This window comes from Streptomyces sp. NPDC056361 (genome assembly GCF_042262805.1).
Taxonomy (GTDB): domain Bacteria; phylum Actinomycetota; class Actinomycetes; order Streptomycetales; family Streptomycetaceae; genus Streptomyces.
The window spans coordinates 1-23,207 of the sequence record NZ_JBHJQI010000142.1 but is presented as its reverse complement, the minus strand read 5'-3'; the positions used below and the strand labels follow the sequence as shown (position 1 = coordinate 23,207).

The following is a 23,207-nucleotide window of genomic DNA, read 5'->3' as shown; positions in this document are numbered from 1 at the left end:
AGCCCCTCCGCCGGCACACGGCGGAGGGGCTCCTCGCGTCGTGGCGGGACTCCCCCGTCAGACGCAGGCCGGGCACAGCCCCCGGTACGTCACGTCGGCCTTCGAGACGGCGAAGCCGAACCGCTCGGCGGGCGGGAGCGCGTCCAGCGGATCCCCCGTCGGGTGGACGTCCCGGATGACCCCGCAGCCGGAGCAGACCAGGTGCTGGTGCGGGCGGTGCGCGTTCGGGTCGTAGCGCTTGGCGCGCCCGTCCGTCGAGAGTTCGACGACCTCGCCGAGGGCGACCAGTTCGCCGAGGGTGTTGTACACGGTCGCCCGCGCGATCTCCGGGAGGCGGGCCACCGCGCGCGCGTGCACCTCGTCCGCGGTGAGGTGCACGTGGTCGCCGGCCAGCACCTCCGCGACGACACGCCGCTGGGACGTCATCCGCCAGCCCCGCGCGCGCAGTCGCTCCAGCAGGTCGTCCACCTCGGTTCACCTCTTCGGCTCGGCGGTTCTCGGACAGGCGTTTGGCGTGGTTCTTGACTTGGACAACGTCCATCGTAGGATCGGTTTTGTTGATGGCCAAGGGACAGGAAGACTCCAGCACGGCGGGAGACGCAGACGTGAAGGACCGATCCTGCGGCGTGGCCCCCGCCCGCGCGACGGGCCGTCCCCTCGTGTCTCCCCATACGACTGGTCCCACCCATATGACCGGTCCCGCGTCGACGAGGCCGCGGCTGGTCCGGAAGGATTCCCATGTCTGAGAACGCTGAGAACCACGACGCGATCGTCGTAGACGCGAAGGCGGAGGGCGGGGGCGGCTGCCCGGTCGCGCACGACCGCGCCGCCCATCCGACGCAGAGCGGCGGCAACAGCCAGTGGTGGCCCAACCGGCTGAATCTGAAGATCCTTGCGAAGAACCCCGCCGTGGCCAACCCGCTGGGCGAGGACTTCGACTACGCCGAGGCGTTCGAGAGCCTCGACCTCCCGGCCGTGAAGCGGGACATCGAGGAGGTCCTCACCACGTCGCAGGACTGGTGGCCCGCCGACTTCGGCCACTACGGGCCGTTCATGATCCGGATGGCCTGGCACAGCGCGGGCACGTACCGCATCAGCGACGGCCGCGGTGGGGCCGGTGCCGGCCAGCAGCGCTTCGCGCCGCTGAACAGCTGGCCGGACAACGGCAACCTGGACAAGGCCCGCCGTCTGCTGTGGCCGGTCAAGAAGAAGTACGGCCGGAACCTCTCCTGGGCCGACCTCATGATCCTCACGGGCAACGTCGCCCTGGAGTCGATGGGCTTCGAGACCTTCGGCTTCGCCGGTGGCCGCGCCGACGTGTGGGAGCCCGACGAGGACGTCTACTGGGGCCCCGAGACCACCTGGCTCGGCGACGAGCGCTACACCGGCGACCGCGAGCTGGAGAACCCGCTCGGCGCGGTCCAGATGGGCCTCATCTACGTCAACCCCGAGGGCCCGAACGGCACCCCGGACCCGATCGCCGCGGCCCGCGACATCCGCGAGACGTTCCGCCGCATGGCGATGAACGACGAGGAGACCGTCGCCCTGATCGCGGGCGGTCACACCTTCGGCAAGACCCACGGCGCCGGCCCCGCCGAGAACGTGGGCGACGACCCGGAGGCGGCGCCGCTGGAGCAGCAGGGCCTCGGCTGGAAGAGCACCTACCGCACCGGCAAGGGCCCCGACGCCATCACCAGCGGCCTGGAGGTCACCTGGACCACCACGCCGACCCAGTGGAGCAACAGCTTCTTCACGAACCTCTTCGAGTACGAGTACGAGCTGACGAAGAGCCCGGCGGGCGCGCACCAGTGGGTGGCGAAGAACGCCGAGGCGATCATCCCGGACGCGTACGACCCGGCCGTGAAGCACCTCCCGACGATGCTCACCACGGACCTGTCGCTGCGCTTCGACCCGGTCTACGAGCCCATCTCGCGGCGCTTCTACGAGAACCCGGCGGAGTTCGCGGACGCGTTCGCCCGCGCCTGGTACAAGCTCACCCACCGCGACATGGGCCCGGTGGCGCGCTACCTCGGCCCCGAGGTCCCGTCCGAGGAGCTCCTCTGGCAGGACCCGCTGCCGGCGCGCACGTACGGCCTCGTCGACGCCGGGGACATCGCCTCCCTCAAGGAGAAGATCCTCGCCTCCGACCTCACGGTCACGCAGCTGGTCTCCGCGGCCTGGGCCGCCGCGTCCTCCTTCCGCGGCAGCGACAAGCGGGGCGGCGCCAACGGCGGCCGCATCCGCCTGGAGCCGCAGCGCACCTGGGAGGTCAACAACCCGGACGAGCTGGCGCAGGTGCTGCGCGTCCTCGAAGGCGTCAAGGAGTCCTTCGACTCCGCCCAGAACGGCGACAAGCGGGTCTCCCTCGCCGACCTCGTCGTCCTCGCGGGCGTCGCGGCGGTCGAGAAGGCGGCCGCGGACGCCGGCCACGCCGTCGAGGTCCCGTTCACCCCGGGCCGCGTGGACGCCGCCCAGGAGCAGACGGACGTCGAGTCCTTCGCCGCCCTGGAGCCGGCCGCGGACGGCTTCCGCAACTACCTGGGCAAGGGCAACCGCCTCCCGGCCGAGTACCTGCTCATCGACCGGGCGAACCTGCTCACCCTCAGCGCCCCCGAGCTGACGGTCCTCGTCGGCGGCCTGCGCGCCCTCGGCGTGACGCAGCAGCAGTCCTCGCTCGGTGTCCTCACCGAGACGCCCGGCAGGCTGACGAACGACTTCTTCGCCAACCTGCTCGACCTGGGCACGGAGTGGACCTCCACCTCCGAGGACCAGAGCACCTTCGAGGGCCGCGACACCGCCACGGGCGCGGTCAAGTGGACGGGCACCCGTGCCGACCTCGTGTTCGGCTCGAACAGCGAGCTCCGCGCGGTCGCCGAGGTCTACGCGAGCGACGACGCGAAGGAGAAGTTCGTGAAGGACTTCGTGTCGGCGTGGGACAAGGTGATGAACCTGGACCGGTTCGACATCGCCTGAGGGCGTACCGGGCGCTGACACCCCCGGCGCCCGCTCCACGCATCGGCCGGCCGGCCTCCGTCGGCCGGCCGATGCGCGCCCCGGCTCACGGCCGGCCCCGGCCACGGCATACGCTCGCCTCATCACGGCTCACCGCACACGGTGCCGGCGGCACCGCGAGTAGGGAACGGACGATGACCGATCTGCCGGGCAGCGACACGGAGCGTCGCACGGGCCTCGGCCCGGATGTCCGCCGGGACATCGAGCCCGATGCCCGCCGCGACATCCGGATCCAGCCCGACGTCCGCCCGGACGCGGCGGACCCCCGGGCGTCGACCGTGCGCGTGTTCATCGCCCTCGCCCCGCCCGACGAGGCCAAGGACGAGCTGGCGCGGGCGCTGCGCCCGGCCTGCGACGCGTACCCCCGCATGCGGTGGAACCGCATCGAGGACTGGCACATCACCCTGGCGTTCCTCGGGGAGCTCCCGGCCGAGGTCGTCCCGCCGCTCCAGGCACCGCTGGCGGACCTCGCCGCGTCCCTGCCCCCGGTCGAACTGTCGCTGCGCGGCGGCGGGCACTTCGACGAGCGGGTGCTGTGGAGCGGGATCGACGGGGAGCTCGACGCACTGCACCGGCTCGCCACCGGTGTGCGCGCCGTGGTCAGGGAGTGCGGCATCGCCTTCGAGGAGCGGCCCCTGCGCCCCCACCTCACGCTCGCCCGCGCCCGCCGCGACGACCCGACCAGCGTGGTGGCGGCCGCCGCCGGCCTCTCCGCCTTCGCCGGCCGCCGCTGGCCGACCGAGCGCCTCCACCTGGTCGGCAGCGACTTCGGCCGCGGGCCGGGGCCGATCCGCTACCGGGACATCCGTTCCTGGAGCTTCACCGGGCGCTGAGCGCGGCGGTCCGCGGGGTCAGCGGCCGTACATCCCCCGGCAGAGGTCGGCGGCGCCCATGGGCGCCCGGATTCCCTCGGCCTTGCGGCAGAGCTGCCGCATCTCGGGCGGCAGGCCGTTCGTCCGCTGCTGACGGCCCGAGGGAACGGTGCGGTTCCGCTGAGGAGTCCGGGGCGCGGCCTTCCTCGTACCGGACGTCCCGGAGGCGGGCTTCCTGGTGCGGTTCGGCGCGGTGTGCGGGTGGTTCGGCGCCACCCGACGAGCGGGCGGGCGGGCGACCGTCCCTCCGGCCGCCCGGTCGGCGGCGGGTGCCGCGGGGCGGGCGGGTGGCGTGGCCTCGCGGGCACCGGGCCTGGGGCCGGTGCCGGTGTCCGTGTCGGCGAGGGCCTCGCGGGCGGTGGCAGGGGTGGGCGCGGGCCAGGCCGGGAGGGGGGCGGGCGCGCGCTCGGCGTCCGGTGCGAGGTCGGCGTGCCGGGCCGGTGGAGCCGGTGCGGCGGGACGCGGAACGGCCACGCATCCGCTGGTGAGGAGTACGGCGAGCAGGGCGAGCGTGGTGCGACGGGGCTGCATGGCGCCCACGCTGCCCGAGTCGCCCCGCCCGTCGCGGGCGGCACGGCCCGGGTCCACCATGACGAGTGAAACCGGCCGGGCGGGTGGACGGCCCCTACTGGCCGACGCGGCCGTCGACGCACTCGCGGAGCAGGTCCGCGTGTCCGCAGTGGCGGGCGTACTCGTCGATCATGTGCACCATCAGCTCGCGTATCGCCATGTCGTCCTTGCCGACGCGCTCGCCCAGGTCCGGGAAGCCGGCGATCGCGGCGTCGGTGGCGGCCTGTTCGCGTGCGAGGTCGGCGTACGCGGAGTCGACGACGGACTGTTCGGCGACGGCTCCGTGGAAGTCGGCGTCGCGCTTGCCGTAGAGCTTCGGCAGCGGGTCGCCGTCGGTGATCCAGTTGCGCCAGTCGCGTTCGACCTCGGCGAGGTGGCGGAGGAGGCCGAGCAGGGACATCGTCGACGGCGGAACGGAGCGGCGGGCCAGCTGTTCCGCGTCGAGGCCCTCGCACTTCAGCCGCAGGGTGATGCGGTAGTCCGTCAGGAAGTCGAGCAGTGTGGCCCGTTCGCCGTCCGGGCTGCTGCTGTCCCTGTTGCGGGGGTCGTCGTCGGGGTCGGCCCACATGTCGGGGTACACGGTCGCCTGGGTCCAGCGTGCGGGTTCGTCACTCATGCCTTGCATGATCGTCCAGCAGCGGTGGGCCCGCCAGCCAGTTTCACACGGTCTTCCCGAACGGGCGGCGCCGGGCGGGAAAGTGATCTTGCGTCGTCACGGGAGTCGTGATCGTATGGCGTGTCTTTCACATGATCATTACTTTTGGGGGCAAGCAATGACCGGAAGCATGGACCGACGTTCCGTCATCCGCGGAATGGCGACGGCCGGTGCGGGGGTCGCGGCGGGGGCCGTGGTGGCCGGCGGGGGGACCGCGTACGCGGCCGGCTCCGGCGACGACCCGTACAGCGTGGACGTCATCAGCAAGGGCGCGGACCCGACGGGCGCCACGGCCAGCGACGCCGCCTTCCGCGCGGCCGCCGCCGAGGTCCTCGCCTCGTACCAGCCGGACCCGATCTCGGGCGCGATCCCGAAGAAGGTCCTGGTCGTTCCGCCGGGCACGTACCTCCTCACGCAGCCCGACTCGCTGCTGCCGAACGTCAACGGCGAGGGCAACGGCGGCATCGTCGACGGCCTCTCGATCACCGGCTACGGCAAGCGCCTCTCGCGGATCGTGTACGCGCCGACCGCCGACGACACGACGCTGTGGACCAACTACCAGCGCTACAAGAACATCCGGATCTCCGGGCTGACCTTCACCAGCACCAACGCCACGTCGAGCTTCTGCTACGCGTACTCCTCGGCCACGTACGGCGTCCAGGACACCTGGTACACGGACGTGGAGTGGCGCGGCAGCTGGAAGCGCGGCATCGGCCTCGACGGTCCGGCCACGACGTCCAACCTCAACAGCGAGATGGGCTGGGACCACTGCCAGGTGGGCGGCTCCTACTCCGACGCGTTCCTCGTCATCGGCATGACCCCGACCGCGAGCCAGCAGGACCAGTTCCTCAACTACTGGTTCCGCGACTGCAAGGTGGAGTACCAGTCGGGCGTGTTCGTGAAGAACACCCGGGGCGGCTCGATGAACTTCACCGGCGGCTCCTACATCCTCACGGACACAGCGTCGACCGGCACCTTCTTCCAGCTCACCGCCGACGCCGGCACCCGCGCCGACTCCGTCATGCGCCTGTACGCGCAGGGCATCCGCTTCGAGCTGCGCGGCACGGGCCACAAGGTGATCGACTCCCGCTGGTACAAGGGCAACGTCACCTTCGTGTCCTGCGACGACACCGCGCACAGCTTCAAGTCGTGGGCCCCGAGCGCCGTCACGCACGTGTACGACTTCGAGGCGAACGGCTCGCGCGGCCCGATGGTCCGCTACGTCGACTGCGCCCTCATGGGTTCGCACCAGGTCACCACGGGCGGCACCGCGACCACGTACGGCAAGGTCCTCTACGAAGGCTGCCGCTTCATGGACATGAGCACCGCGACCGGCCCCACCGGCTTCCTGCGCTGGACCGGAACGGTCGCTCCCCGCTACGAGGTGCGCGACTGCGTCGGCGCCTCGACCTACCTCGGCGACGTGAAGAACCCGGCCTGATCCGACGGGTCCCGGCCCCTGACGCGCTTCCCTGGGATCCGGGACCCGGTCACGGGCCCCGGACCCCAGGGCCGGGGTCCCGGTCCCGGGTCAGGGGCCACAATCACGGATCACGGTCACGGGTGACGGGGCGCGGGGCACGGGGCGCGGGGAGCTCACAGCCGCCGGACCCGCAGCACGGCGGTCAGCAGGGGAAGGGTGAACTCGCCTCGTGCCGTGTCCGGTTGACTCGCGAGGAAGGCACTGATGCGGCCCAGCGCGGCCTCCCGCTCCTGCTCCGGCATGACCAGGAGGCCCGCGCGCGTCGCCAGGGTCGCGACGAGCGAGTCGGCGGTGCGGCGCTGACCGTGCGGGAACTCGGCCTGCTCGGCCGAGCCGAACCGGGCCGCGCCTCCGGACTGCGGAAGGTGCATGTCGGCCGTCTCGGCGCGCCAGGCGGCGGGCGTGTCACGCGGGCCGACGGCCGCGCTGCCGGCGACGGCGGCCAGCCCGGCGACCCAGTCGACCCGGTCGTCCATGACGTTCCACAGGCCGGCGAGGACACCGCCGGGCGCCAGGACCCGGGCGATCTCGGGACCGGCGACGGCCATGTCGAACCAGTGCATGGCGTTGCCCGCCACCACGGCGTCCACGGACCCGTCCGGCAGCGGGATCTCCTCCGCACTGCCCCTGAGGGCACGGACCCCGGGCAGCGAGCGCCGCAGCTGGGCGAGCATCTCCGGGTCCGGCTCGACCGCGACGACGTCGGCGCCCCGAGCGGCCGACGCGGCGAGCACGGCCGTCAGCTTGCCCGTTCCGGCACCGAGGTCGAGCACGCGCGGGCCTGGCGCGGGGGCGAGCGCCCAGCGCACCGCGGCCTGCGCGTAGTCCGGGCGGTGCTCGGCGTACGCGACCGCCGCGGCGCCGAACGAGGAAGCGTGCAGCAGCCGTTCGTCGTCATCCACCCGGGCACCGTACCGACGCCGAAGGCGGTCGACCACCCCGCCTCGACGACGTCCCGGGCACGCGCGCGGTACGCACCCGAGACGTGCCCGGGACGCGCCCCGGGACCTCGTGGAGCTTGGTAGGGCCTAGTAGGGCTTAGTAGGGCTTCGCCAGTACGTGGGCCGCGCCGGGGATGCCGACCTCCAGGAGGGCGTCCTCCTCGGGGGTGGTCGGTGCGCCCATCTCCTGCTTGAGGACCGCGCGGGACATGGCCTGCACCCACATCGCCCGGGGCCTGCGGCGGGCCTCCCAGGCCTCCAGGGCGGCCGGCACCGAGTCGGCGGCGTCCAGGGACTCGGCGAGCACGAGGGCGTCCTCGACGGCCATCGCCGCGCCCTGGGCGAGGTGCGGGGTGGAGGCGTGGGCCGCGTCACCGGCGAGGACCACCCGGCCCACGTGCCACGGCTCGTCCACCGTGACCTGGGAGATGCGGGAGTACACGACGGCCGACGGGTCGGTGACCGCGGCGAGCGCCTCCGCGACGGGGCCGGAGAACGGGGCGAGCCGCTTCGCGAGCTCCTCGTGCGCCCGCTCCGGGTCCGGACGGAAGTCCTCGGCCTCGGCGAACACGGCGCCCAGATACATCAGTTCGTCCGTGATCGGAGTGAGCAGCGCCTTCGCCTCCCGCCCGGCCGTCGCCATCACCACACCGCGCACGTCGGGGTGGCGCGGCACGGTGGCACGCCAGTTGGCGAAGCCGGTGTACGCGGGCGAGTACCGGTCCCCGTACAGCCGGGTGCGCAGCGGGGATCCGATCCCGTCGAAGCCGACGACCAGGTCCCAGCGCCCGGTGGAACCGTCGGAGAGCGTGACCGTGACGCCCGCACCGTCGTCGTCGAGCCCGGTGACGGTCGTACCGGGCCGCACCCGCGCACCGGCCGCCACGGCGGCGCCCCCGAGGATCGCGGCGAGCGCCGCCCGCGGAATGCCGTTGCTCGGCGGCGCGTCGCCCATGCGCGGCTGCGGTATCCGCGCCAGCGTGTTACCCGCCGGGTCCGCGATCGTCAGGAACTCCCAGGCGAACCCCGCCGCGAGGCACTCGTCGAGCACCCCCAACTCCCCCATGACGTGCAGCGCGTTCGACGGCTGGATGATGCCGACGCCGAGCGCGGCCGCCTCGGCGCGGATCTCGGCGACCTCCACGGTGTGGCCGCGCCGGGCCAGGGCGGTGGCGAGCGCGAGCCCGCCGATTCCTCCGCCGTTGATGAGGACGCGCAGGGCTGATGCCATCGGTGATGTCTCCAAAGCGTGAACGGGGATACGGTTCCGACCATTTCATGATCACACCCCGCCCCCTCCCCCGTACGTCCCCGGTGCCCGGCTTCCGGCACTCGCACCCCCGGCCACGCCGCTCGGACACGCCGCTCGGACACGCCCGCGAACGCCGGTGGTTCTGCCGATGCCCTCGTGCCGTGCCGGCCGGACAGTGGCCGGGCCAGTTCACGGTGCGGCCGGCGTCCGGAGGTCGGGACGAGGGCCGCCCCACGACACGAGAGGACGACTCCGTCGTGACACGACACATCGGCGCGGCCGTGGCCGCCGCCTGTCTGACCCTGCTGCTCGCACCCGGCGTCCAGGCCGCCGAGACGGCTCCATCGGGTACTTCCGAGGCCGCGGGGAATCCGTACGAGCGCGGACCCGCGCCGACCGACGCGAGCACCGAGGCGGTGCGGGGCTCGTACGCGGTCGCCGAGACGAGCGTCTCTTCGTTGGCCGTCAGCGGGTTCGGCGGGGGCACGATCTACTACCCCACGTCGACGAGCGACGGCACGTTCGGGGCGGTGGTGATCGCGCCGGGGTTCACCGCGTACCAGTCGTCGATCGCGTGGCTCGGGCCGCGGCTCGCCTCGCAGGGCTTCGTGGTGTTCACCATCGACACGCTGACGACGCTCGACCAGCCCGACAGCCGCGGACGGCAGCTCCTGGCCGCGCTCGACTACCTGACCCAGCGGAGCTCCGTGCGGGGGCGGGTCGACGCGACCCGGCTCGGCGTGATGGGGCACTCCATGGGCGGCGGCGGGACCCTCGAAGCGGCCAGGAGCCGGCCGTCGCTCAAGGCCGCCGTCCCGCTCACCCCGTGGAACACGGACAAGACCTGGCCCGAGGTCACCACGCCCACGCTGGTCATCGGTGCGGACGGCGACACGATCGCGCCCGTCGCCACCCACGCCGAACCCTTCTACGAGAGCCTCCCCGGCTCCCTGGACAAGGCGTACCTGGAGCTCAACGGCGCCACGCACTTCACCCCGAACTCGTCCGACACGACGATCGCGAAGTACAGCCTCTCCTGGCTGAAGCGCTTCGTCGACGACGACACCCGCTACGAGCGGTTCCTCTGCCCGCTGCCGCGGCCGAGTCTCACGATCGAGGAGTACCGGGGCACCTGCCCGCACGGCTCCTGACGCTCTGTGCGGCGTCACAGGGCCCCGTTCCCGGTTCTGGGCCACTGCCCAGGACCGGGAACCTTCCGCCGCCCTCTACGGGTCGGTAACCTGACCGCCGTGAGCGGATCGACGCCAACCGCCGCCCCCGGCCCGCGACTCCACGACCGCACGGCCGAACTCGCCGCCGTGGCCCGCCTGTCGGTCCGCGCCGCCGCCGCATCCCGCGCCGTCCTGTTCGTCACCGGAAGCCCCGGCGAGGGGCGCACCGCCCTCCTCGCCCACTCCGCCCACACCTTCCCCGGCCCCGCGTACCGGATCTCCGCGCCCCCGCACCGGGGGCCTTGGAGCGCGGCACGCGCGCTGTTCGCGGCCCTCGCACCCACCCCGGCGGCCGGACGCCGGGCGCTCCGTCAGGCGCGGGACGAGGGCGGACTCGGCCGGGCCGTGGCGACCCTCGTGGCCGAGGCGGAAGCGGAGGGCACCGCCGTGGTCCGGTCCCGGTCAGGGTCCGGGTCCGGGTCCGGGTCCGGGTCCGGGTCCGGGTCCGGGTCCGATCCTGGAGCGAGTCCCGGGGCGGGGCCCGGAGCCGCCGGCCCCGTCGCCGTCGGCCGCTCCCCCGCCGGCGGGCCCGGTCCCGTACTGATCTGCGTCGACGACCTCCACCTGTGGGACGCGCATTCCCGGGCCGCTCTCGCCGCGACCTGGCGGGAGGCCGGCGGACGCGGGCCGGGTCGACTCTCCGCGGTGGAGTGGCTCGTGTCGGCCGCGCGCCACCACCGGCTCCCGGACGTGCCGGGGGCGGAGACCGTACGGCTGGGCAGGCTGACCACGGCCGGTGCGCGGGCGCTACTGCGTGACCTGTGCCCGGAGGGCGGCCCGGTGGCGGCGGTCGAGGAGCGGTTGCTCGACGAGGCTGCCGGGCATCCGGGCGTCCTCACCGCGACGGTCCGGCGCCTGACCCCCGCTCAGCTCGCGGGAACGGTACCCCTGCCGCTTCCCGCCGTCGACGACGACGTCCTCTCCGAGGTGTACGGGGGACTTCTGGCCGGTCTCCCGTCGGCCTCCCGCCGCCTGCTCGCCACGGTCGCCGTGACGACCCTCGTCGGACGCGCCGGGGGCAGCGCGTCGAGCGCGGGGGCGTACGGGGTGGATGCCAGGGGGCTCCCCTCCGGGGCCCGAGGGGCGCGGACGCCGGTGGAGCCGCTGGAGGGGCTGGTCGCGGACGGACTGCTGTGCCGCAGGGACGGGGTCCTCGGCTTCCACGACGCGTTCCTCGGGCGTGCCGCACTCGCCTCGGCCCGGCCGAGCTGGGGCGAGCAGGACGCGGTCGCGCGTACGATCCCCGCGACGGCCGGTCCGACGCCTGGCACCGCAGGCGGCCCGGCGGCCGACAAGGCAGGCAGCCCGATCTCGGGTGGACCTCTCCCGGCGTCCGGCCCGGCACCGTTTGCGGCCCTCCCGACGTCCGGCCCGGCGCCACTCGCGTCCCGCACTCCGTCCCACACCGCGTCCCGCCCAGCGCCGCGCCCGGCCCACCCCGCATCCGGCCCCGCGCCAGGACCGGCCCTCGCGCGTGGCGAGGGTCATCGTGCGGATCGGCTGGGGGCGTCCGCCGCCGTGCGGGCGCTGTCGCCGCTGGTGCGGGGGCGCGCGCAGGTGGTGCGGGGGCTCGCGGCGCTGGCCGGGGGGCCGGTGGGGGACGCGTACGAGGCGCTGCTCCAGGCGGCGGAGTTGTTGCGGGGGCGGGCGCCGGTGGAGGCGTCCGATGCGCGGTTCCTGGCGATGGAGGCGGCGTGGGCGGGGGGTGACGTGGCCGGGTGTCTGGCGGCCCTCGACGGCGGGGAGGACGTGCGGGGTACGGAGCGGGACTTCGCCGACGGGTTGAGCGCCGCGCTGTCGGTGCGGCTCGACGAGGGGCGGACGGCGCTGGCGCGGGTGGTCGCGCGGGACGGCGCGGCGGAGGATCCGCGGCTGCTGTTGCGGGCCGGTTCGGCGGCTCTGGTCCTCGGGGACACCGCCGCGGCGGCGCGGGTGCACGCGCGGGCGCTGGCCCGGGCCAGGGCCGAGCGCCGTACGGGCCTGCTGCCGCGGGCACTCGAACAGCTCGCGTATGCCGAGCTGCGGGCCGGGCGGTACAGCCGGGCCGCGCGCACGGCACGTGAGGGGCTGCGGGCGGCGGAGGCGACGGGGCAGCACAATGTGGCCGCGCATCAGCATGCGGTGCTGGCCCTGGTGGCGTCGGTGGCGGGTGACGGGCCCGCGGTGGCCGAGCACGCGGGGCGGGCGCTCGCGACGGCGGGCCCGCACGGTCTGGTGCAGGCGTCGACGCTCGCCGAGTGGGCGCTGGCCCGTGCCGAGTTGGGCCGGGGTCTGGCCGACCAGGCCGCCGCACGACTGGTGCCGGTGGTGCGGCCCGGTCCCCGTGGCGGCCATTTCGCGCTGCGCATGCTGGCGGTCCCGTGCTTCGTCGAGGCCGCCGTCGCGGCGGGCCGGAGGGCCGAGGCCCTGGCGGCGGCCGAGGAGTACGCGGCGTGGGCCGCCCTGGGTGTCGACGGTCCGGCGCCGGCCCAGCTGGCCCGCTGCCGGGCGCTCCTGGCGAGGGGCGAGGGGCCGGCGTACTGGTTCGGTGAGGCCGTGCGCCGCCACGACGGGTGCGGCAACGACTTCGAGCGGGCCCGTACCCTCCTCGCCTACGGCACGTGGCTGAGGCGCCGCCGCCGTCCGGGGGACGCGCGCGGCCCGCTGCGCGACGCCCTCGTCACCTTCGAGCGGGCCGCGGCCGGAGGGTGGGCCGAGCACGCGCGCTCCGAACTCCGCGCGACGGGCGGCGCGTCCGGCGGCGCCACGGGCCCGGGAGGGCGGTGCGGGCTCACCCCCCAGCAGCAGCGCATCGCCCGGCTCGTCGCGCGCGGCGCCACCAACCGGGAGGTCGCCGACCACCTCTCGCTCAGTCCCCGTACCGTCGACCACCACCTCCGCGGCGTCTTCGCCCGGCTCGGCATCCGCTCACGGGTCGAGCTGCCCGCCGTGGTGGGCGGGTGGGACGCGGAGGGGGCGGCGCGGGCGGCGGGGCCCGGCGGGCTTGGCCCGCCGTGACGGCGGGCCACCGCCAGACCGTCGCACCGCGCCGCCGCCACACGCCGCCTGCGCCACCCCGCCCCGCCCCGCGCCGCCCCGTCCCGCGCCCTTCCGCGCGCAAATCGGTCGCCTGCGGGCATCCCCGGGCGGATGATCAGGGAATGACACGCTCCTTCGAAGAACTCATCGCGGAAGCCTCCGAGGCGTCGGTCGACGGCTGGGACTTCTCCTGGCTCGACGGACGTGCGACGGAGGAACGGCCTTCCTGGGGCTACCGGCGACTGCTCGGCGAGCGGCTCGCGCGGGCCTCGGCCGGTCTCGACCTCCAGACGGGCGGCGGGGAGGTCCTGGGCGGGGTCCCGGTGCTGCCGCCGGCGATGGCGGCGACGGAGGCGTGGCCGCCGAACATCGCCCGGGCCACCCGGCTGCTCCACCCGCGGGGGGTGGTCGTCGTCGCCGATCCCGACAAGCCGCCACTGCCGTTCGGCGACGCCGCCTTCGACCTCGTCACCAGCCGGCACCCGGTGACCGTGTGGTGGGCGGAGATCGCCCGGGTGCTGCGGCCCGGCGGCACCTACCTGGCCCAGCACATCGGGCCGGCGAGCGTGTGGGAGCTCGTCGAGTACTTCCTCGGGCCGCAGCCCGAGGCGGCCGGGGCCCGGCGTCCCGACGCCGAGGCGGCGGGGGCGCGTGCGGCCGGTCTCGACGTCGTGGACGTGCGGAGCGAGCGGCTGCGCATGGAGTTCCACGACATCGGCTCAGTCGTCTGGTTCCTGCGCAAGGTCATCTGGATCGTGCCGGGGTTCACGGTCGAGGGGGAGCTGCCCCGGCTGCGCGCGCTGGACGCGCGGATCCGCGCGGAGGGGCCGTTCGTGGCCCACTCCGCGCGGACCCTGATCGAGGCGCGCAAGCCGGAGGCCCCCGCGTAGTCGCGGGGGCGGGTGGCGTGCGGCCGTCAGCCGTTCGTCGGGGTCCAGTCGCCGAGCCAGTGCGCGGTGTCCTGGGCGGCGGCCCGGGCGTCCGTGAGCTGGGGGCGGTCGGCGCCGGCGGGGCCCGCTCCGGGGCCGGTGTTGCGGTACTCGGCGAAGCGGTCGGACTTCCAGGAGAAGCCGCCCATGTCCGTCCACGGCGTGGTCTTCACGGCGGCGCCGAGGACGCTGTCGCGGACGGTGGTCTGGGGGTCGAGGGTCGCGTCGCCGCCGGCGTGCCAGGGGCGGCCGAGGTGGAAGCTGCGGGCGGCCACGTCGCCGTTCACGGTGGAGCGGGTGATGAGGAAGCCGTTGCGCCCGGCGGCGGTGCTCGGTGCGGTGAGGTATCCGGCCGAGGTGCCGTCCCAGCGCTTCTTGAGCGTGAGGACGGACCGGTCGATGACGGCCGTGGCGCGGCCGAAGACGAAGTCGACGTTGCCGACGACGTAGGAGTTGGTCAGGTACACGCGGCCGAGCCGGTCGCGTGCGGCGGTGTCGAGGAGGAGGGTGTCCTGGTCTCCGCTGACGATGAGGCCGTCGAGGACGATCCGGTCGCCGGCCGTCCGGAGGGCGACCGCCTGATGGCCGTTCAGTGCCTGGTGGGCCGCTTCGTCGAAGTCGTTGGAGATGCTGAGGTTGCGGGCCTGGAAGTCGTCGGCCTCGACCGCGACGGTGGCGCTGCCGCCGGTGCCGTACGTGCCCGAGCCGTCGGGCCTGGGCGTCCCCGAGGCGTGGCCCTCGACGATGAGGGTGTCCTTGCGACTGCCTCCGGTGCCCTCGATGGTGACGTGGGGCTTGTTCGCGGGGACCTTCACGGTCTCGCGGTAGACGCCGGGGGCGACGCGGATCACGACTCGGGAGGTGTTGCCCGCCGGGACGGCGTCGACGGCCTTCTGGACGCTCGTGAACCGGCCGCTGCCGTCCTTGGCGACGGTCAGGGTCGTGGCCGCGGCGGCCGCCGCGGTGGTCGTCGCCGCCGTCGCCCTCGCCGTGGCGCCGATGGAGCTACGGGGTCCCGTACCGGACTTGACCAGTGCGGGAACGTCCGCCGCCGGGTCGGCCGTGTAGGGGTAGTAGGTCCTCGGGTCGAAGGCGGTGCCGCCGCTCTCGTTGCGGCCGGTGGTGCCGGAGAAGAGGTTGCCGCGCTGGACGAGGCCGGCGGTGGCGTCCTTGATCACCGGGTTGTTCACGCCCTGGAAGTAGCTGTTCTCCAGCAGCATCCGGGTCTTCCCGCGGGCGTAGTTGCCGTAGGCCGAGGTGATCGCCGTACCGGCGTCGTCCTGGAGGAGGTTGTTGTAGAGGTGCGCGTGGGCGGCGTTGTCGGTCGACGGGTTGCGCTGCTCGGTCTCGCGGAACCAGTTGTGGTGGAGGGTGAGGTCGGCCGTGACGTTCTCGGTCCAGCCGATGCCGAAGGTCTTGTTGTTGTTGCCGAGCCTGTTCCAGGACACGGTGACGTACGTCGTGTCCTTGCGGCTGTCGATGAGCCCGTCGGCCATGTTCCGCAGGTCGTTGTGGTCGATCCACACGTGGTGCGCGCCGTCCATCTGCACGGCGTCGAAGTCGTGGTCCTTGTCGTTCCAGACGCCCTGGTACGCGTCACGGATCGTCAGGTTCCGGATGATGACGTTGTGGACGCCCGGGCCGAGGAAGAATCCCCCGCCGACGAGGTGGCCTGCGGTGCCCGAGCCGACGATCGTCTTGTCCGAGGCGACCTTGATCTCCCTGCCGACGGGGTTCATCGTGATCGTCCCGGCGACGACGATGACGTACGGCTCCGCCGCGGTGGCGTACTTCTCCAGGTCGGCGAGGGTCCGCACGGTGACCGTCGCCCCGTCCCGCCCGCCGTACGTCCCGTTCTGCCCGAGGGCGTTCACCGAGGCGAACCCGTCGGCGACGGCGCGCGCCCACGCGGGCGCGTCGGCGGCCGTGGCCCGGGGGCTCGTGCCCTCGCCGAACACTCCGAAGGCCGTGCCGTACGCCAGCACTCCTCCTGCGGCGAGGGCCGCCGGGACTCCGATCGCCCACGCCTTTCCGCGCCGCCTGTGCCTCGCCCTGCCGCGGGTCTCACTCACCTCGTGGTCCTTCCGTCCGTGGGGGGTGCGGCTCTGCCCCGGAGGGGCGGCCGGTGAGTGAGTCGCCGCCGTGACGGGAAAGGTTGCCGCCCCGCTCGTGGCCGGTTCGGCCGCCGGTTCGTGATCGGTTCGCGCTCGGTAGGTCAGCGCGCGACGAGGGCGTCGGCGAGAGTGACGGCGGGCCGGCCGAGCAACAGGGTGAGCGTCTGTCGTTGGCGCTCCGTCAGGGACCACAGGAAGACGACCGCGTCGGCGTCGGTGGCCGCGCAGGCGGCGGCCGCCTCGCGGATCTTGCCCTGGCCGAGCACGGTCTTCCGGGAGAGCGGCCGGGCCATGTTCCGGGCCCCGCCGCGGGAGGCCCCGCGTCGCTGGACGATCCGTCCGACGACGCGGACGCCGCGCGCGGCGAGTGCCGCGGCGGCGGCGTCCATGAGCGCGTGGAAGTCCTTCTGCTTGGCGGAGAAGTAGCCGACGAGCACGACGTCGGCCCCCGTGACGGCCACGGTCGCGGTCGCGTCCGGGAGGTGCGGGGAGCGTGCCGCGCGGCGGGCCGGTCGGCGCCGGTGTCCGGGGAGGTGGTGCACGGCCGAAGGCTAGCCGGGGGCCGACGGCGGCGGTACGGGGTTTCTCGTACGGCCCTGTCCGGGTCAGTCGTCCGGGCCGATGACCACGACCTGGTCGGCGGGGTCCCAGTGTCGTACGTGGGCCTTCGGGGGGTTGAGGCGCACGCCGTGGTGGGGGGTGGTCGTGGCGTGGCGGTGGGAGCGGTAGCCGATGGCGGTGGCGCCTTGGCGGGCGGCGGATTCGACGACGGTGGCGAAGGAGGTGGGGCGGCCGGTGGCGACGTAGCGGGCGGCGGGGCGGAGGTGGACGGAGTTGCCGTCGGTGGCGAAGAGCTCCTGGAACACGGCGGCCAGGTGGGGGTTCTGGGAGATCTGGGTCATGAGGAGGCCGATGGTCCTGCCGCTGACGAGGAAATCGGCCGCCGCGGCGCGGGGCGCGATGAGGTGGTTGCGGTCGTCGGTGAGTTCGGCGACGACGGGGACGGGGTGCGCGCTGTGGCGCTGCAGTTCCCGTAAGTGGAGGAGGGTGACGAGGGTGTGGTCGTCCGGGTCGTCGTGGCCTCGGCGGCGGTCGGGGCCGAGGACGATGACGGCGTCGTATCCGGTGAGGTCCCGTGCGGCCGTGGTCTCGGGCCGGGTGGGGTCGCCCCGGTGGTGGCGGAGCGGGAGGCGGTGGCCGACGGCTTCGGAGGCGGCGCGGACGGCGGTGAGGGTCGTCGCGGTGGGTTCGGCGACGACGTCGAGGGTGGAGCCGGGGGGCGTGCCGCGCGCCAGTCGGTGGGCGATGCGGGGCGCGCGGCGGTTCCAGCCGAGGAGGAGGTAGCGCTCGGGAGGGGCGGGGGCCGGGGGCGGGGGCGTGGCGACGGCGGTCGGGTCGTAGGGCACCGGAGGGTCGGCGGGGTGGGTCGTGTCGGTGTCCTCGGCGACGACGAGGAGGCGGTCGCCGGGGTCGAGCGGGGTGTCGGGGGGCGGGTTGAGGAGGACGGTTCCGTCGCCGCGGACCAGGCCGACCCCGCACGAGGCCGGGCAGCGGGCGGAGGCCTTCTTGAAGGTCAGGCCGGCCGGTCCGGGTGCGGGCAGGGTGTGGAACTCGTGGCCGGCGAAGTCGAGCAGTTCCTGGTGGACGAGGGAGAGTCCGGGGGTGCGCGCGTACTGGACGAGGAGCCGGGCGGTGATGTCGTCGGTGTGCAGGACGGTGGCCCGGGGTCCGCCGGCGAGGCGGGCGGCGGTGAGGTGGCGGTCGCCTCGGACGGCGGCGATGACGCGGACCGGGTGTTCGTCCCCGGCGGCGGCGCTGAGGGACAGCAGGGTCTTCACGGTCTCGGCGTCGTCGCGGGGGTTGTCCCGGGGCAGGACGAGCACGGACTCCGCGGCGGTCGGGCTGACCCGGGCGAGCGCGGTGGGGTCGGCGGGCCGGCCGGTGCGGATGATGACCCGGGTGCGGCCCGTGGCGCCGACGGCGGCGCGGAGTTCGTCCTCCATCGCGGTCTTGACCCGGTCGGCGAGCACGGTGACGACGCTCCGGCCGCGGCGGGCGGCGGCGACCTGGGCGGTGGCGAGTTCGGCGACGACGGTGGGGATCTGCTCGGACCAGCCGAGCACGACGGTGTGTCCGCGTTCCAGGACGGTGGAGTGGCCCCGGTTGAGGGCGATGAGCTTGTCGGTGATGCCGGTGGTGATGAGGCTGACGAGGGTGGAGACGTAGAGGAGGGCGATGAGGGCGAGGAGGACGGAGAGGGCGACGCGCAGCGGTGGGCCGACTTCGCCGCCGAGGCGGAGGGTCTGTCCGGTGTTCCGCCAGACCGCCGCGATGCGGGAGTTCAGGGAGGCGGGGGCGCGGTCGTCGGTCCACACCAGCAGGGCGCTGACGGGGACGACGAGCAGCAGGCAGGCGAGGGCCAGCCAGCCGACGAGTGCGGGTGTCCCGCGGGTCAGGACGGTGTCGAACCAGTAGCGGAGGCGTGCCTCGGCGGTGCCGGTCCGGGACGGGGGCCGTCCGGGGGGTGCGGGTGGTGTGACGGTCCTGCCCGTGCCGGGTCCCTGTGCGTGGTTCCGCTGCTGCGGGACCACTTTGTTGCCTTCTGTGCGCACGTCAGCAGCGTGGCGCCCGGCCGTGACCGGCGGGGCGCCATCGCGGCAGGTTCATCCCTTCGTGATCAGTGTCCGGGGCGCTGGTCAGGCGTACGGGTCGAAGGTGATCCCGGCCGGTTTGGCCTTGGCGAGGTGGGCGGCGAAGTTGGCGTCCTTGAGGCCGAAGACGGCGCTGCCGAAGTCGGCCTGGCTCAGCTTGTCGCGCAGGCCGGCGGGGTAGCCGTTCCAGCCGACGAGGCTCGGGAACTGCCAGGTGTGCTGGTGGTTCTCGGGCGGTTCGTCGTTGGTGTTGGCGGGGCGGAAGCAGTGGGTTCCGATGCCGTCCTTGTGGTAGACGACCTTGGGGTGGGTGCCGTCCCAGCGGATGCGGTCCCTGCCGTTGATCACGAAGTTGCCGTGGGCCGAGGTGGAGACGTACTGCGCCTGGTCGTTCTGTACCCAGACGACGACGTGTTCCCAGTCGTGGCGGTGGCCGCCGAGGCTGCTGCCGGGTACGGCCTGGTCCTTCTCGAAGTAGAGGCCGTAGAGGATCGCGCACCAGCCGTTGTTGCACTTGTAGCGTGCGTAGCCGTTGGTGTTGGTGAGGTCCCAGGAGTCGCGGCACTGGCCGTTGAGGGCGCCCGACGGGTTGAGGCCGCCGTTGAGGGTGCCGTCGGGGCCGATGGCGGGGGTGGGGTAGCAGCCGTCCGTGTCGTAGTCGAAGGCCGGCTGGAAGGTCTGTTCCAGGCCGTCGGCGTTGGCGGGCAGGGCGGTGGGCGGGGCTGCGAGGGCGCTGTTCGGCAGGGCGATGAGCAGGGCGAGGGCCCCGGTGAGGGCGAGGGCGCCCCTGGTGACGTACGCCGGTGTCTTCACTACGTCCCCTTGGGTGGGAGGCATGGTGCGGGGAGCCCATGTTGGCATGGACAGCTCACATCTGTGGCTCACTGGACCAATCCGGGAGTCCCGGCGCATCGCACCAGCACGGACCCGCACCCGCTGGATGCACCACACAACGAAACGGCGAATTGGTCTAGTCCAACTTTGGTCCAGGCCATTGACGTGCCCCTGACGGCCGGGCTACTTCCTATGCCGACCACCGTGCGCGGCAGCCATGCCGGCGCACTCCCCCACGTCATTGGATTCCCATGAGACGCGTACGTTCGCTCCGTTCGGCCCTCACCGCGGCCGCGACCGCCGTGGCCGCCCTGGGCCTGGCCGCGGTCGCCACCGCCCCCGCCCAGGCGGCGACCCCGCTCCCCGAGCACGTCTTCGCCCCGTACTTCGAGGCCTGGACCGGGGAGAGCCCGGCCGCCCTCAGCGCCCAGTCCGGGGCCAAGCACCTCACGATGGCGTTCCTCCAGACGGCGACGAAGGGGTCGTGCACCGCGTACTGGAACGGCGACTCCGGCACGCCGATCGCCCCGGCCTCCTTCGGCGCCGACATCAAGACGATCCAGTCCCGCGGCGGCGACGTCATCCCCTCCTTCGGCGGGTACACGGCGGACACCACCGGCACCGAGATCGCGGACAGCTGCACCGACGTCAACCAGATCGCCGCCGTCTACCAGAAGGTCATCACGACCTACGACGTCACGCGGCTCGACATGGACATCGAGGTCGACTCGCTGGACGACACCGCCGGCATCGACCGGCGGAACAAGGCCATCAAGGTGCTGCAGGACTGGGCCGCGGCCAACGGGCGCCGGATCCAGATCTCGTACACCCTGCCGACGACCACCCACGGCCTCGCCGCCGGCGGTCTCGCCGTGCTGAAGAACGCCGTGGCCAACGGCGCGAAGGTCGACGTCGTCAACATGATGACCTTCGACTACTACGACAACGCGGCCCACGACATGGCCGCCGACACCAAGACGGCGGCCCAGGGCCTCTACGACCAGCTCGCCAAGCTGTACCCCGCCAAGACTCCGGCGCAGCTGTGGGCCATGGTCGGCATCACCGAGATGATCGGCGTCGACGACTTCGGCCCGGCCGAGACGTTCACCCTCGCCAACGCCCGCACGGTGTACGACTGGGCGGTCTCCAAGGGCATCAACACCCTCTCGTTCTGGGCGCTCCAGCGCGACAACGGCGGCTGCCCCGGCGGCGCCGCCGCCGACAACTGCTCCGGCATCCAGCAGAACACCTGGGACTTCTCCCGCGTCTTCAGCCCGTTCACCAGCGGCACCACGGCCCCGACCGACGACTTCTCGGTGACGGCCACCCCCGCGAGCGCCACGGTCGCCGCGGGCTCCACCACCTCCACCACGGTCAAGACCGCCGTCACGGCCGGTGCCGCCCAGACCGTCGGCCTCACCGTCAGCGGCCTCCCCGCCGGCGTCACCGCCTCCCTCAGCCCCACCTCGGTCACGGCGGGCGGCTCCGCCACGCTGACCGTCGCCACCACGGCGGCCGCCGTGTCCGGCACCTACCAGATCGCCGTCGACGGCTCGGGCCCGTCCGCCGCCCACTCCGCCGTCTTCACCCTGACCGTCACCGGTGGCGTCAGCCAGTGCACCGCGGCCCCGTGGGTCACCACCGCCGTGTACACCGGTGGCCAGCAGGTCTCCCACAAGGGCCACACCTGGAAGGCCAAGTGGTGGACGACCGGCGAAGAGCCCGGCACCACCGGCCAGTGGGGCGTCTGGCAGGACCTCGGCGCCTGCTGATCCCCGCCTCCACCGCCCGACCAGGGGCGTGTCCGACGGATCCCGTCGGGCACGCCCTTCGGCTTTCGGCGACACATCAGCTAGACGATACGGTTCGTCTCGCTTAAGGTGGCGCCATGACCACCACCTCCCCCGCGCACATCGCCATGTTCTCCATCGCCGCCCACGGACACGTGAACCCCAGCCTGGAGGTCATCCGCGAGCTCGTCGCGCGCGGCCACCGGGTCAGCTACGCCGTTCCCGCCTCCTTCGCCGAGAAGGTCGCCGCGACCGGCGCCACCCCCGTCGTCTACGCGTCCACCCTGCCGACCGACGACGACCCGGACGCCTGGGGCACGGAACTGATCGACAACGTCGAACCCTTCCTGGCCGACGCGGTGCAGGCACTGCCGCAGCTCGCCGAAGCCTTCGCGGAGGACCGGCCCGACCTCGTCCTGCACGACATCACGTCGTACCCGGCGCCCGTACTCGCCCACGGATGGGGCGTGCCCGCACTGTCCCTGTGGCCCAACCTCGTGCCGTGGGAGGGATACGAGGAAGAGGTCGCCGAGCCCCTGTTCGCCGAGCTCAAGGCGTCGGCGCGCGGCAAGGCGTACTACGCGCGGTTCGAGGAGTGGCTGGCCGGCCACGGGATCGACACGGAGCCCGACCGGTTCGTGGCGCGCCCGCGCCGTGCGGTGGTGCTCATCCCGAAGGCGCTCCAGCCGCACGCTGACCGGGTGGACGAGTCCGTGTACACGTTCGTCGGCGCCTGCCAGGGCGCCCGCGCCGAGCAGGGCGGGTGGCGGCGGCCCGAGGACGCCCGGAAGGTGCTCCTCGTCTCCCTGGGGTCCTCCTTCACCAAGCAGCCCGGCTTCTACCGGGACTGCGTGGAGGCGTTCCGCGGCCTTCCCGACTGGCATGTCGTCCTGCAGATCGGGAAGTTCGTCGACCCGGCCGAACTCGGCGAGCTGCCCGCCAACGTCGAGGCGCACACCTGGGTGCCCCAGCTCGCGATCCTCCGCGAGGCCGACGCGTTCGTCACGCACGCGGGCGCGGGCGGGAGCCAGGAGGGCCTCGCCACCGCCACCCCGATGGTCGCCGTACCCCAGGCCGTCGACCAGTTCGGGAACGCCGCGATGCTGGAGTCCCTGGGCGTCGCCCGGCACCTGCCGATGGAGGAGGTCACCCCCGAGCGCCTGCGCGAGGCGGTGCTCGCCCTGGTCGACGATCCCGAAGTGGCCCGTCGCGCACGGGAGATCAAGGACTCGATGGCCCGCGAGGGCGGCACGCACCGCGCCGCCGACCTCGTCGAGGCGGAGCTCGCCGGGCTCCCGCACCGGGCGACGGACCGGCCGGACCGCGCGTAGGGTCGCCCCATGTCCAAGACCGAGATCGACCGGGTGACCGCCGAGTTCTACGGCGCGTTCGACAACCGCGGCGGCAAGCCCGCCGACGTGGACCGGATCCGCCGCCTCGTCCTGCCCCAGGGCGTGATCGTCTGCACCGCGCCCACGTTCACGGCGTACTCCGTCGAGGAGTTCGTGGTGCCGCGCGAGCAACTCCTCGCGGGCGGGCGGCTCGTCGAGTTCTCGGAATGGGAGACGTCCGAGGACACGCGGATCGAGGGCGACCTCGCCTCGCGGTTCGGCACGTACCGCAAGTCCGGTGTCCTCGACGGCGAGCCGTACGGGGGCACCGGCACCAAGACCCTCCAGTTCGTGCGGACTCCGGACGGCTGGCGGATCGCGGCCCTGTCCTGGTACGACCACCCCTGACCGACTCCCGGCCGGTTGTCGGCCGAAGCCCGGCCGAAGCCTGGACGACTCCCGGGCGGCGGCTCCCGGCCGCTCCCGGAGCGGCCGCCGCCGCGGGCAGGGGGGCCGGGGCGAC

At 73.7% G+C, this 23,207-nt stretch carries 18 protein-coding genes; 9 read left to right on the top strand and 9 right to left on the bottom strand.

Translation table 11 applies throughout. From position 1 onward, the window contains the following. Positions 1–57: 57 nt before the first annotated feature. Complete coding sequence (locus tag ACFCY7_RS32780) at positions 58–468, bottom strand: Fur family transcriptional regulator (RefSeq protein ID WP_376489708.1); 411 nt, start codon at positions 466–468, stop codon at positions 58–60. 270 nt (positions 469–738) lie between these two features. On the opposite strand from ACFCY7_RS32780, the gene katG reads away from it, so the two are divergent. Next, a complete protein-coding gene (gene katG, locus ACFCY7_RS32775) occupies positions 739–2,973 on the top strand; it encodes a catalase/peroxidase HPI (protein WP_376489707.1) in 2,235 nt (744 codons plus the stop codon). 173 nt (positions 2,974–3,146) lie between these two features. Then, a complete protein-coding gene (thpR, locus tag ACFCY7_RS32770) occupies positions 3,147–3,845 on the top strand; it encodes an RNA 2',3'-cyclic phosphodiesterase (RefSeq protein WP_376489706.1) in 699 nt (232 codons plus the stop codon). Between the two features lie 18 nt (positions 3,846–3,863). Here the strand turns inward: thpR and ACFCY7_RS32765 are convergent, their stop codons facing one another. Together ACFCY7_RS32765 and ACFCY7_RS32760 are read right to left on the bottom strand one after the other, a co-directional pair. Next, positions 3,864–4,415: a hypothetical protein gene (locus tag ACFCY7_RS32765; RefSeq protein ID WP_376489705.1), complete on the bottom strand. Its 552-nt coding sequence runs from the start codon at positions 4,413–4,415 to the stop codon at positions 3,864–3,866. Between the two features lie 94 nt (positions 4,416–4,509). Beyond that, positions 4,510–5,079: a DinB family protein gene (locus ACFCY7_RS32760; protein WP_376489704.1), complete on the bottom strand. Its 570-nt coding sequence runs from the start codon at positions 5,077–5,079 to the stop codon at positions 4,510–4,512. 160 nt (positions 5,080–5,239) lie between these two features. Here ACFCY7_RS32760 and ACFCY7_RS32755 point away from each other — a divergent pair, with 160 nt between their 5' ends. After that, entirely contained in the window at positions 5,240–6,550 is a 1,311-nt protein-coding gene (locus ACFCY7_RS32755) for a hypothetical protein (protein ID WP_376489703.1), read from the top strand. Between the two features lie 155 nt (positions 6,551–6,705). Here the strand turns inward: ACFCY7_RS32755 and ACFCY7_RS32750 are convergent, their stop codons facing one another. Both ACFCY7_RS32750 and ACFCY7_RS32745 read right to left on the bottom strand, forming a co-directional pair. Then, on the bottom strand, positions 6,706–7,494 hold the full coding sequence (locus ACFCY7_RS32750) for a class I SAM-dependent methyltransferase (RefSeq protein WP_376489702.1): 789 nt from the start codon (positions 7,492–7,494) through the stop codon (positions 6,706–6,708). 136 nt (positions 7,495–7,630) lie between these two features. After that, a complete protein-coding gene (locus ACFCY7_RS32745) occupies positions 7,631–8,764 on the bottom strand; it encodes an FAD-dependent monooxygenase (protein ID WP_376489701.1) in 1,134 nt (377 codons plus the stop codon). A 278-nt stretch (positions 8,765–9,042) separates the two neighbouring features. Between ACFCY7_RS32745 and ACFCY7_RS32740 the strand changes: the two genes are divergently transcribed. From ACFCY7_RS32740 to ACFCY7_RS32730, 3 genes are all read left to right on the top strand, one after another. Next, positions 9,043–9,936 carry an alpha/beta hydrolase family protein gene (locus ACFCY7_RS32740; protein WP_376489700.1) on the top strand — a complete coding sequence of 298 codons (894 nt, stop codon included), beginning with the start codon at positions 9,043–9,045 and terminating at the stop codon, positions 9,934–9,936. Positions 9,937–10,035: 99 nt separating this feature from the next. Beyond that, entirely contained in the window at positions 10,036–13,014 is a 2,979-nt protein-coding gene (locus ACFCY7_RS32735) for a LuxR C-terminal-related transcriptional regulator (RefSeq protein WP_376489699.1), read from the top strand. Positions 13,015–13,157: 143 nt separating this feature from the next. Then, positions 13,158–13,925 carry a class I SAM-dependent methyltransferase gene (locus tag ACFCY7_RS32730; RefSeq protein WP_376489698.1) on the top strand — a complete coding sequence of 256 codons (768 nt, stop codon included), beginning with the start codon at positions 13,158–13,160 and terminating at the stop codon, positions 13,923–13,925. Positions 13,926–13,951: 26 nt separating this feature from the next. Here the strand turns inward: ACFCY7_RS32730 and ACFCY7_RS32725 are convergent, their stop codons facing one another. From ACFCY7_RS32725 to ACFCY7_RS32710, 4 genes are all read right to left on the bottom strand, one after another. Continuing rightward, complete coding sequence (locus ACFCY7_RS32725) at positions 13,952–16,036, bottom strand: pectinesterase family protein (protein ID WP_376489697.1); 2,085 nt, start codon at positions 16,034–16,036, stop codon at positions 13,952–13,954. A gap of 143 nt (positions 16,037–16,179) precedes the next feature. Continuing rightward, entirely contained in the window at positions 16,180–16,620 is a 441-nt protein-coding gene (locus ACFCY7_RS32720; RefSeq protein WP_376489696.1) for a hypothetical protein, read from the bottom strand. Between the two features lie 63 nt (positions 16,621–16,683). Further along, positions 16,684–18,690: an NAD-binding lipoprotein gene (locus tag ACFCY7_RS32715; RefSeq protein ID WP_376489695.1), complete on the bottom strand. Its 2,007-nt coding sequence runs from the start codon at positions 18,688–18,690 to the stop codon at positions 16,684–16,686. 84 nt (positions 18,691–18,774) lie between these two features. Continuing rightward, positions 18,775–19,566: an NPP1 family protein gene (locus tag ACFCY7_RS32710; RefSeq protein ID WP_376489694.1), complete on the bottom strand. Its 792-nt coding sequence runs from the start codon at positions 19,564–19,566 to the stop codon at positions 18,775–18,777. Between the two features lie 248 nt (positions 19,567–19,814). Between ACFCY7_RS32710 and ACFCY7_RS32705 the strand changes: the two genes are divergently transcribed. The 3 genes from ACFCY7_RS32705 (at position 19,815) to ACFCY7_RS32695 (ending at position 23,092) form a co-directional block, all read left to right on the top strand. Further along, on the top strand, positions 19,815–21,335 hold the full coding sequence (locus ACFCY7_RS32705) for a glycosyl hydrolase family 18 protein (protein WP_376489693.1): 1,521 nt from the start codon (positions 19,815–19,817) through the stop codon (positions 21,333–21,335). Positions 21,336–21,451: 116 nt separating this feature from the next. Further along, the gene (gene mgt / locus ACFCY7_RS32700; RefSeq protein WP_376489692.1) at positions 21,452–22,684 is read left to right on the top strand and encodes a macrolide-inactivating glycosyltransferase; all 1,233 of its coding nucleotides are present in this window, start codon (positions 21,452–21,454) and stop codon (positions 22,682–22,684) included. Positions 22,685–22,693: 9 nt separating this feature from the next. Continuing rightward, entirely contained in the window at positions 22,694–23,092 is a 399-nt protein-coding gene (locus ACFCY7_RS32695; RefSeq protein WP_376489691.1) for a DUF4440 domain-containing protein, read from the top strand. The last annotated feature ends 115 nt before the right edge of the window (positions 23,093–23,207 follow it).

Coding starts and splice junctions, on each gene's coding strand:
- ACFCY7_RS32705 (WP_376489693.1), top strand. CDS start 19,815: ATGAGACGCGTACGTTCGCTCCGTTCGGCCCTCACCGCGGCCGCGACC.
- mgt (WP_376489692.1), top strand. CDS start 21,452: ATGACCACCACCTCCCCCGCGCACATCGCCATGTTCTCCATCGCCGCC.
- ACFCY7_RS32730 (WP_376489698.1), top strand. CDS start 13,158: ATGACACGCTCCTTCGAAGAACTCATCGCGGAAGCCTCCGAGGCGTCG.
- ACFCY7_RS32710 (WP_376489694.1), bottom strand. CDS start 19,566: ATGCCTCCCACCCAAGGGGACGTAGTGAAGACACCGGCGTACGTCACC.
- ACFCY7_RS32695 (WP_376489691.1), top strand. CDS start 22,694: ATGTCCAAGACCGAGATCGACCGGGTGACCGCCGAGTTCTACGGCGCG.
- ACFCY7_RS32755 (WP_376489703.1), top strand. CDS start 5,240: ATGGACCGACGTTCCGTCATCCGCGGAATGGCGACGGCCGGTGCGGGG.
- ACFCY7_RS32765 (WP_376489705.1), bottom strand. CDS start 4,415: ATGCAGCCCCGTCGCACCACGCTCGCCCTGCTCGCCGTACTCCTCACC.
- ACFCY7_RS32760 (WP_376489704.1), bottom strand. CDS start 5,079: ATGCAAGGCATGAGTGACGAACCCGCACGCTGGACCCAGGCGACCGTG.
- ACFCY7_RS32745 (WP_376489701.1), bottom strand. CDS start 8,764: ATGGCATCAGCCCTGCGCGTCCTCATCAACGGCGGAGGAATCGGCGGG.
- thpR (WP_376489706.1), top strand. CDS start 3,147: ATGACCGATCTGCCGGGCAGCGACACGGAGCGTCGCACGGGCCTCGGC.
- katG (WP_376489707.1), top strand. CDS start 739: ATGTCTGAGAACGCTGAGAACCACGACGCGATCGTCGTAGACGCGAAG.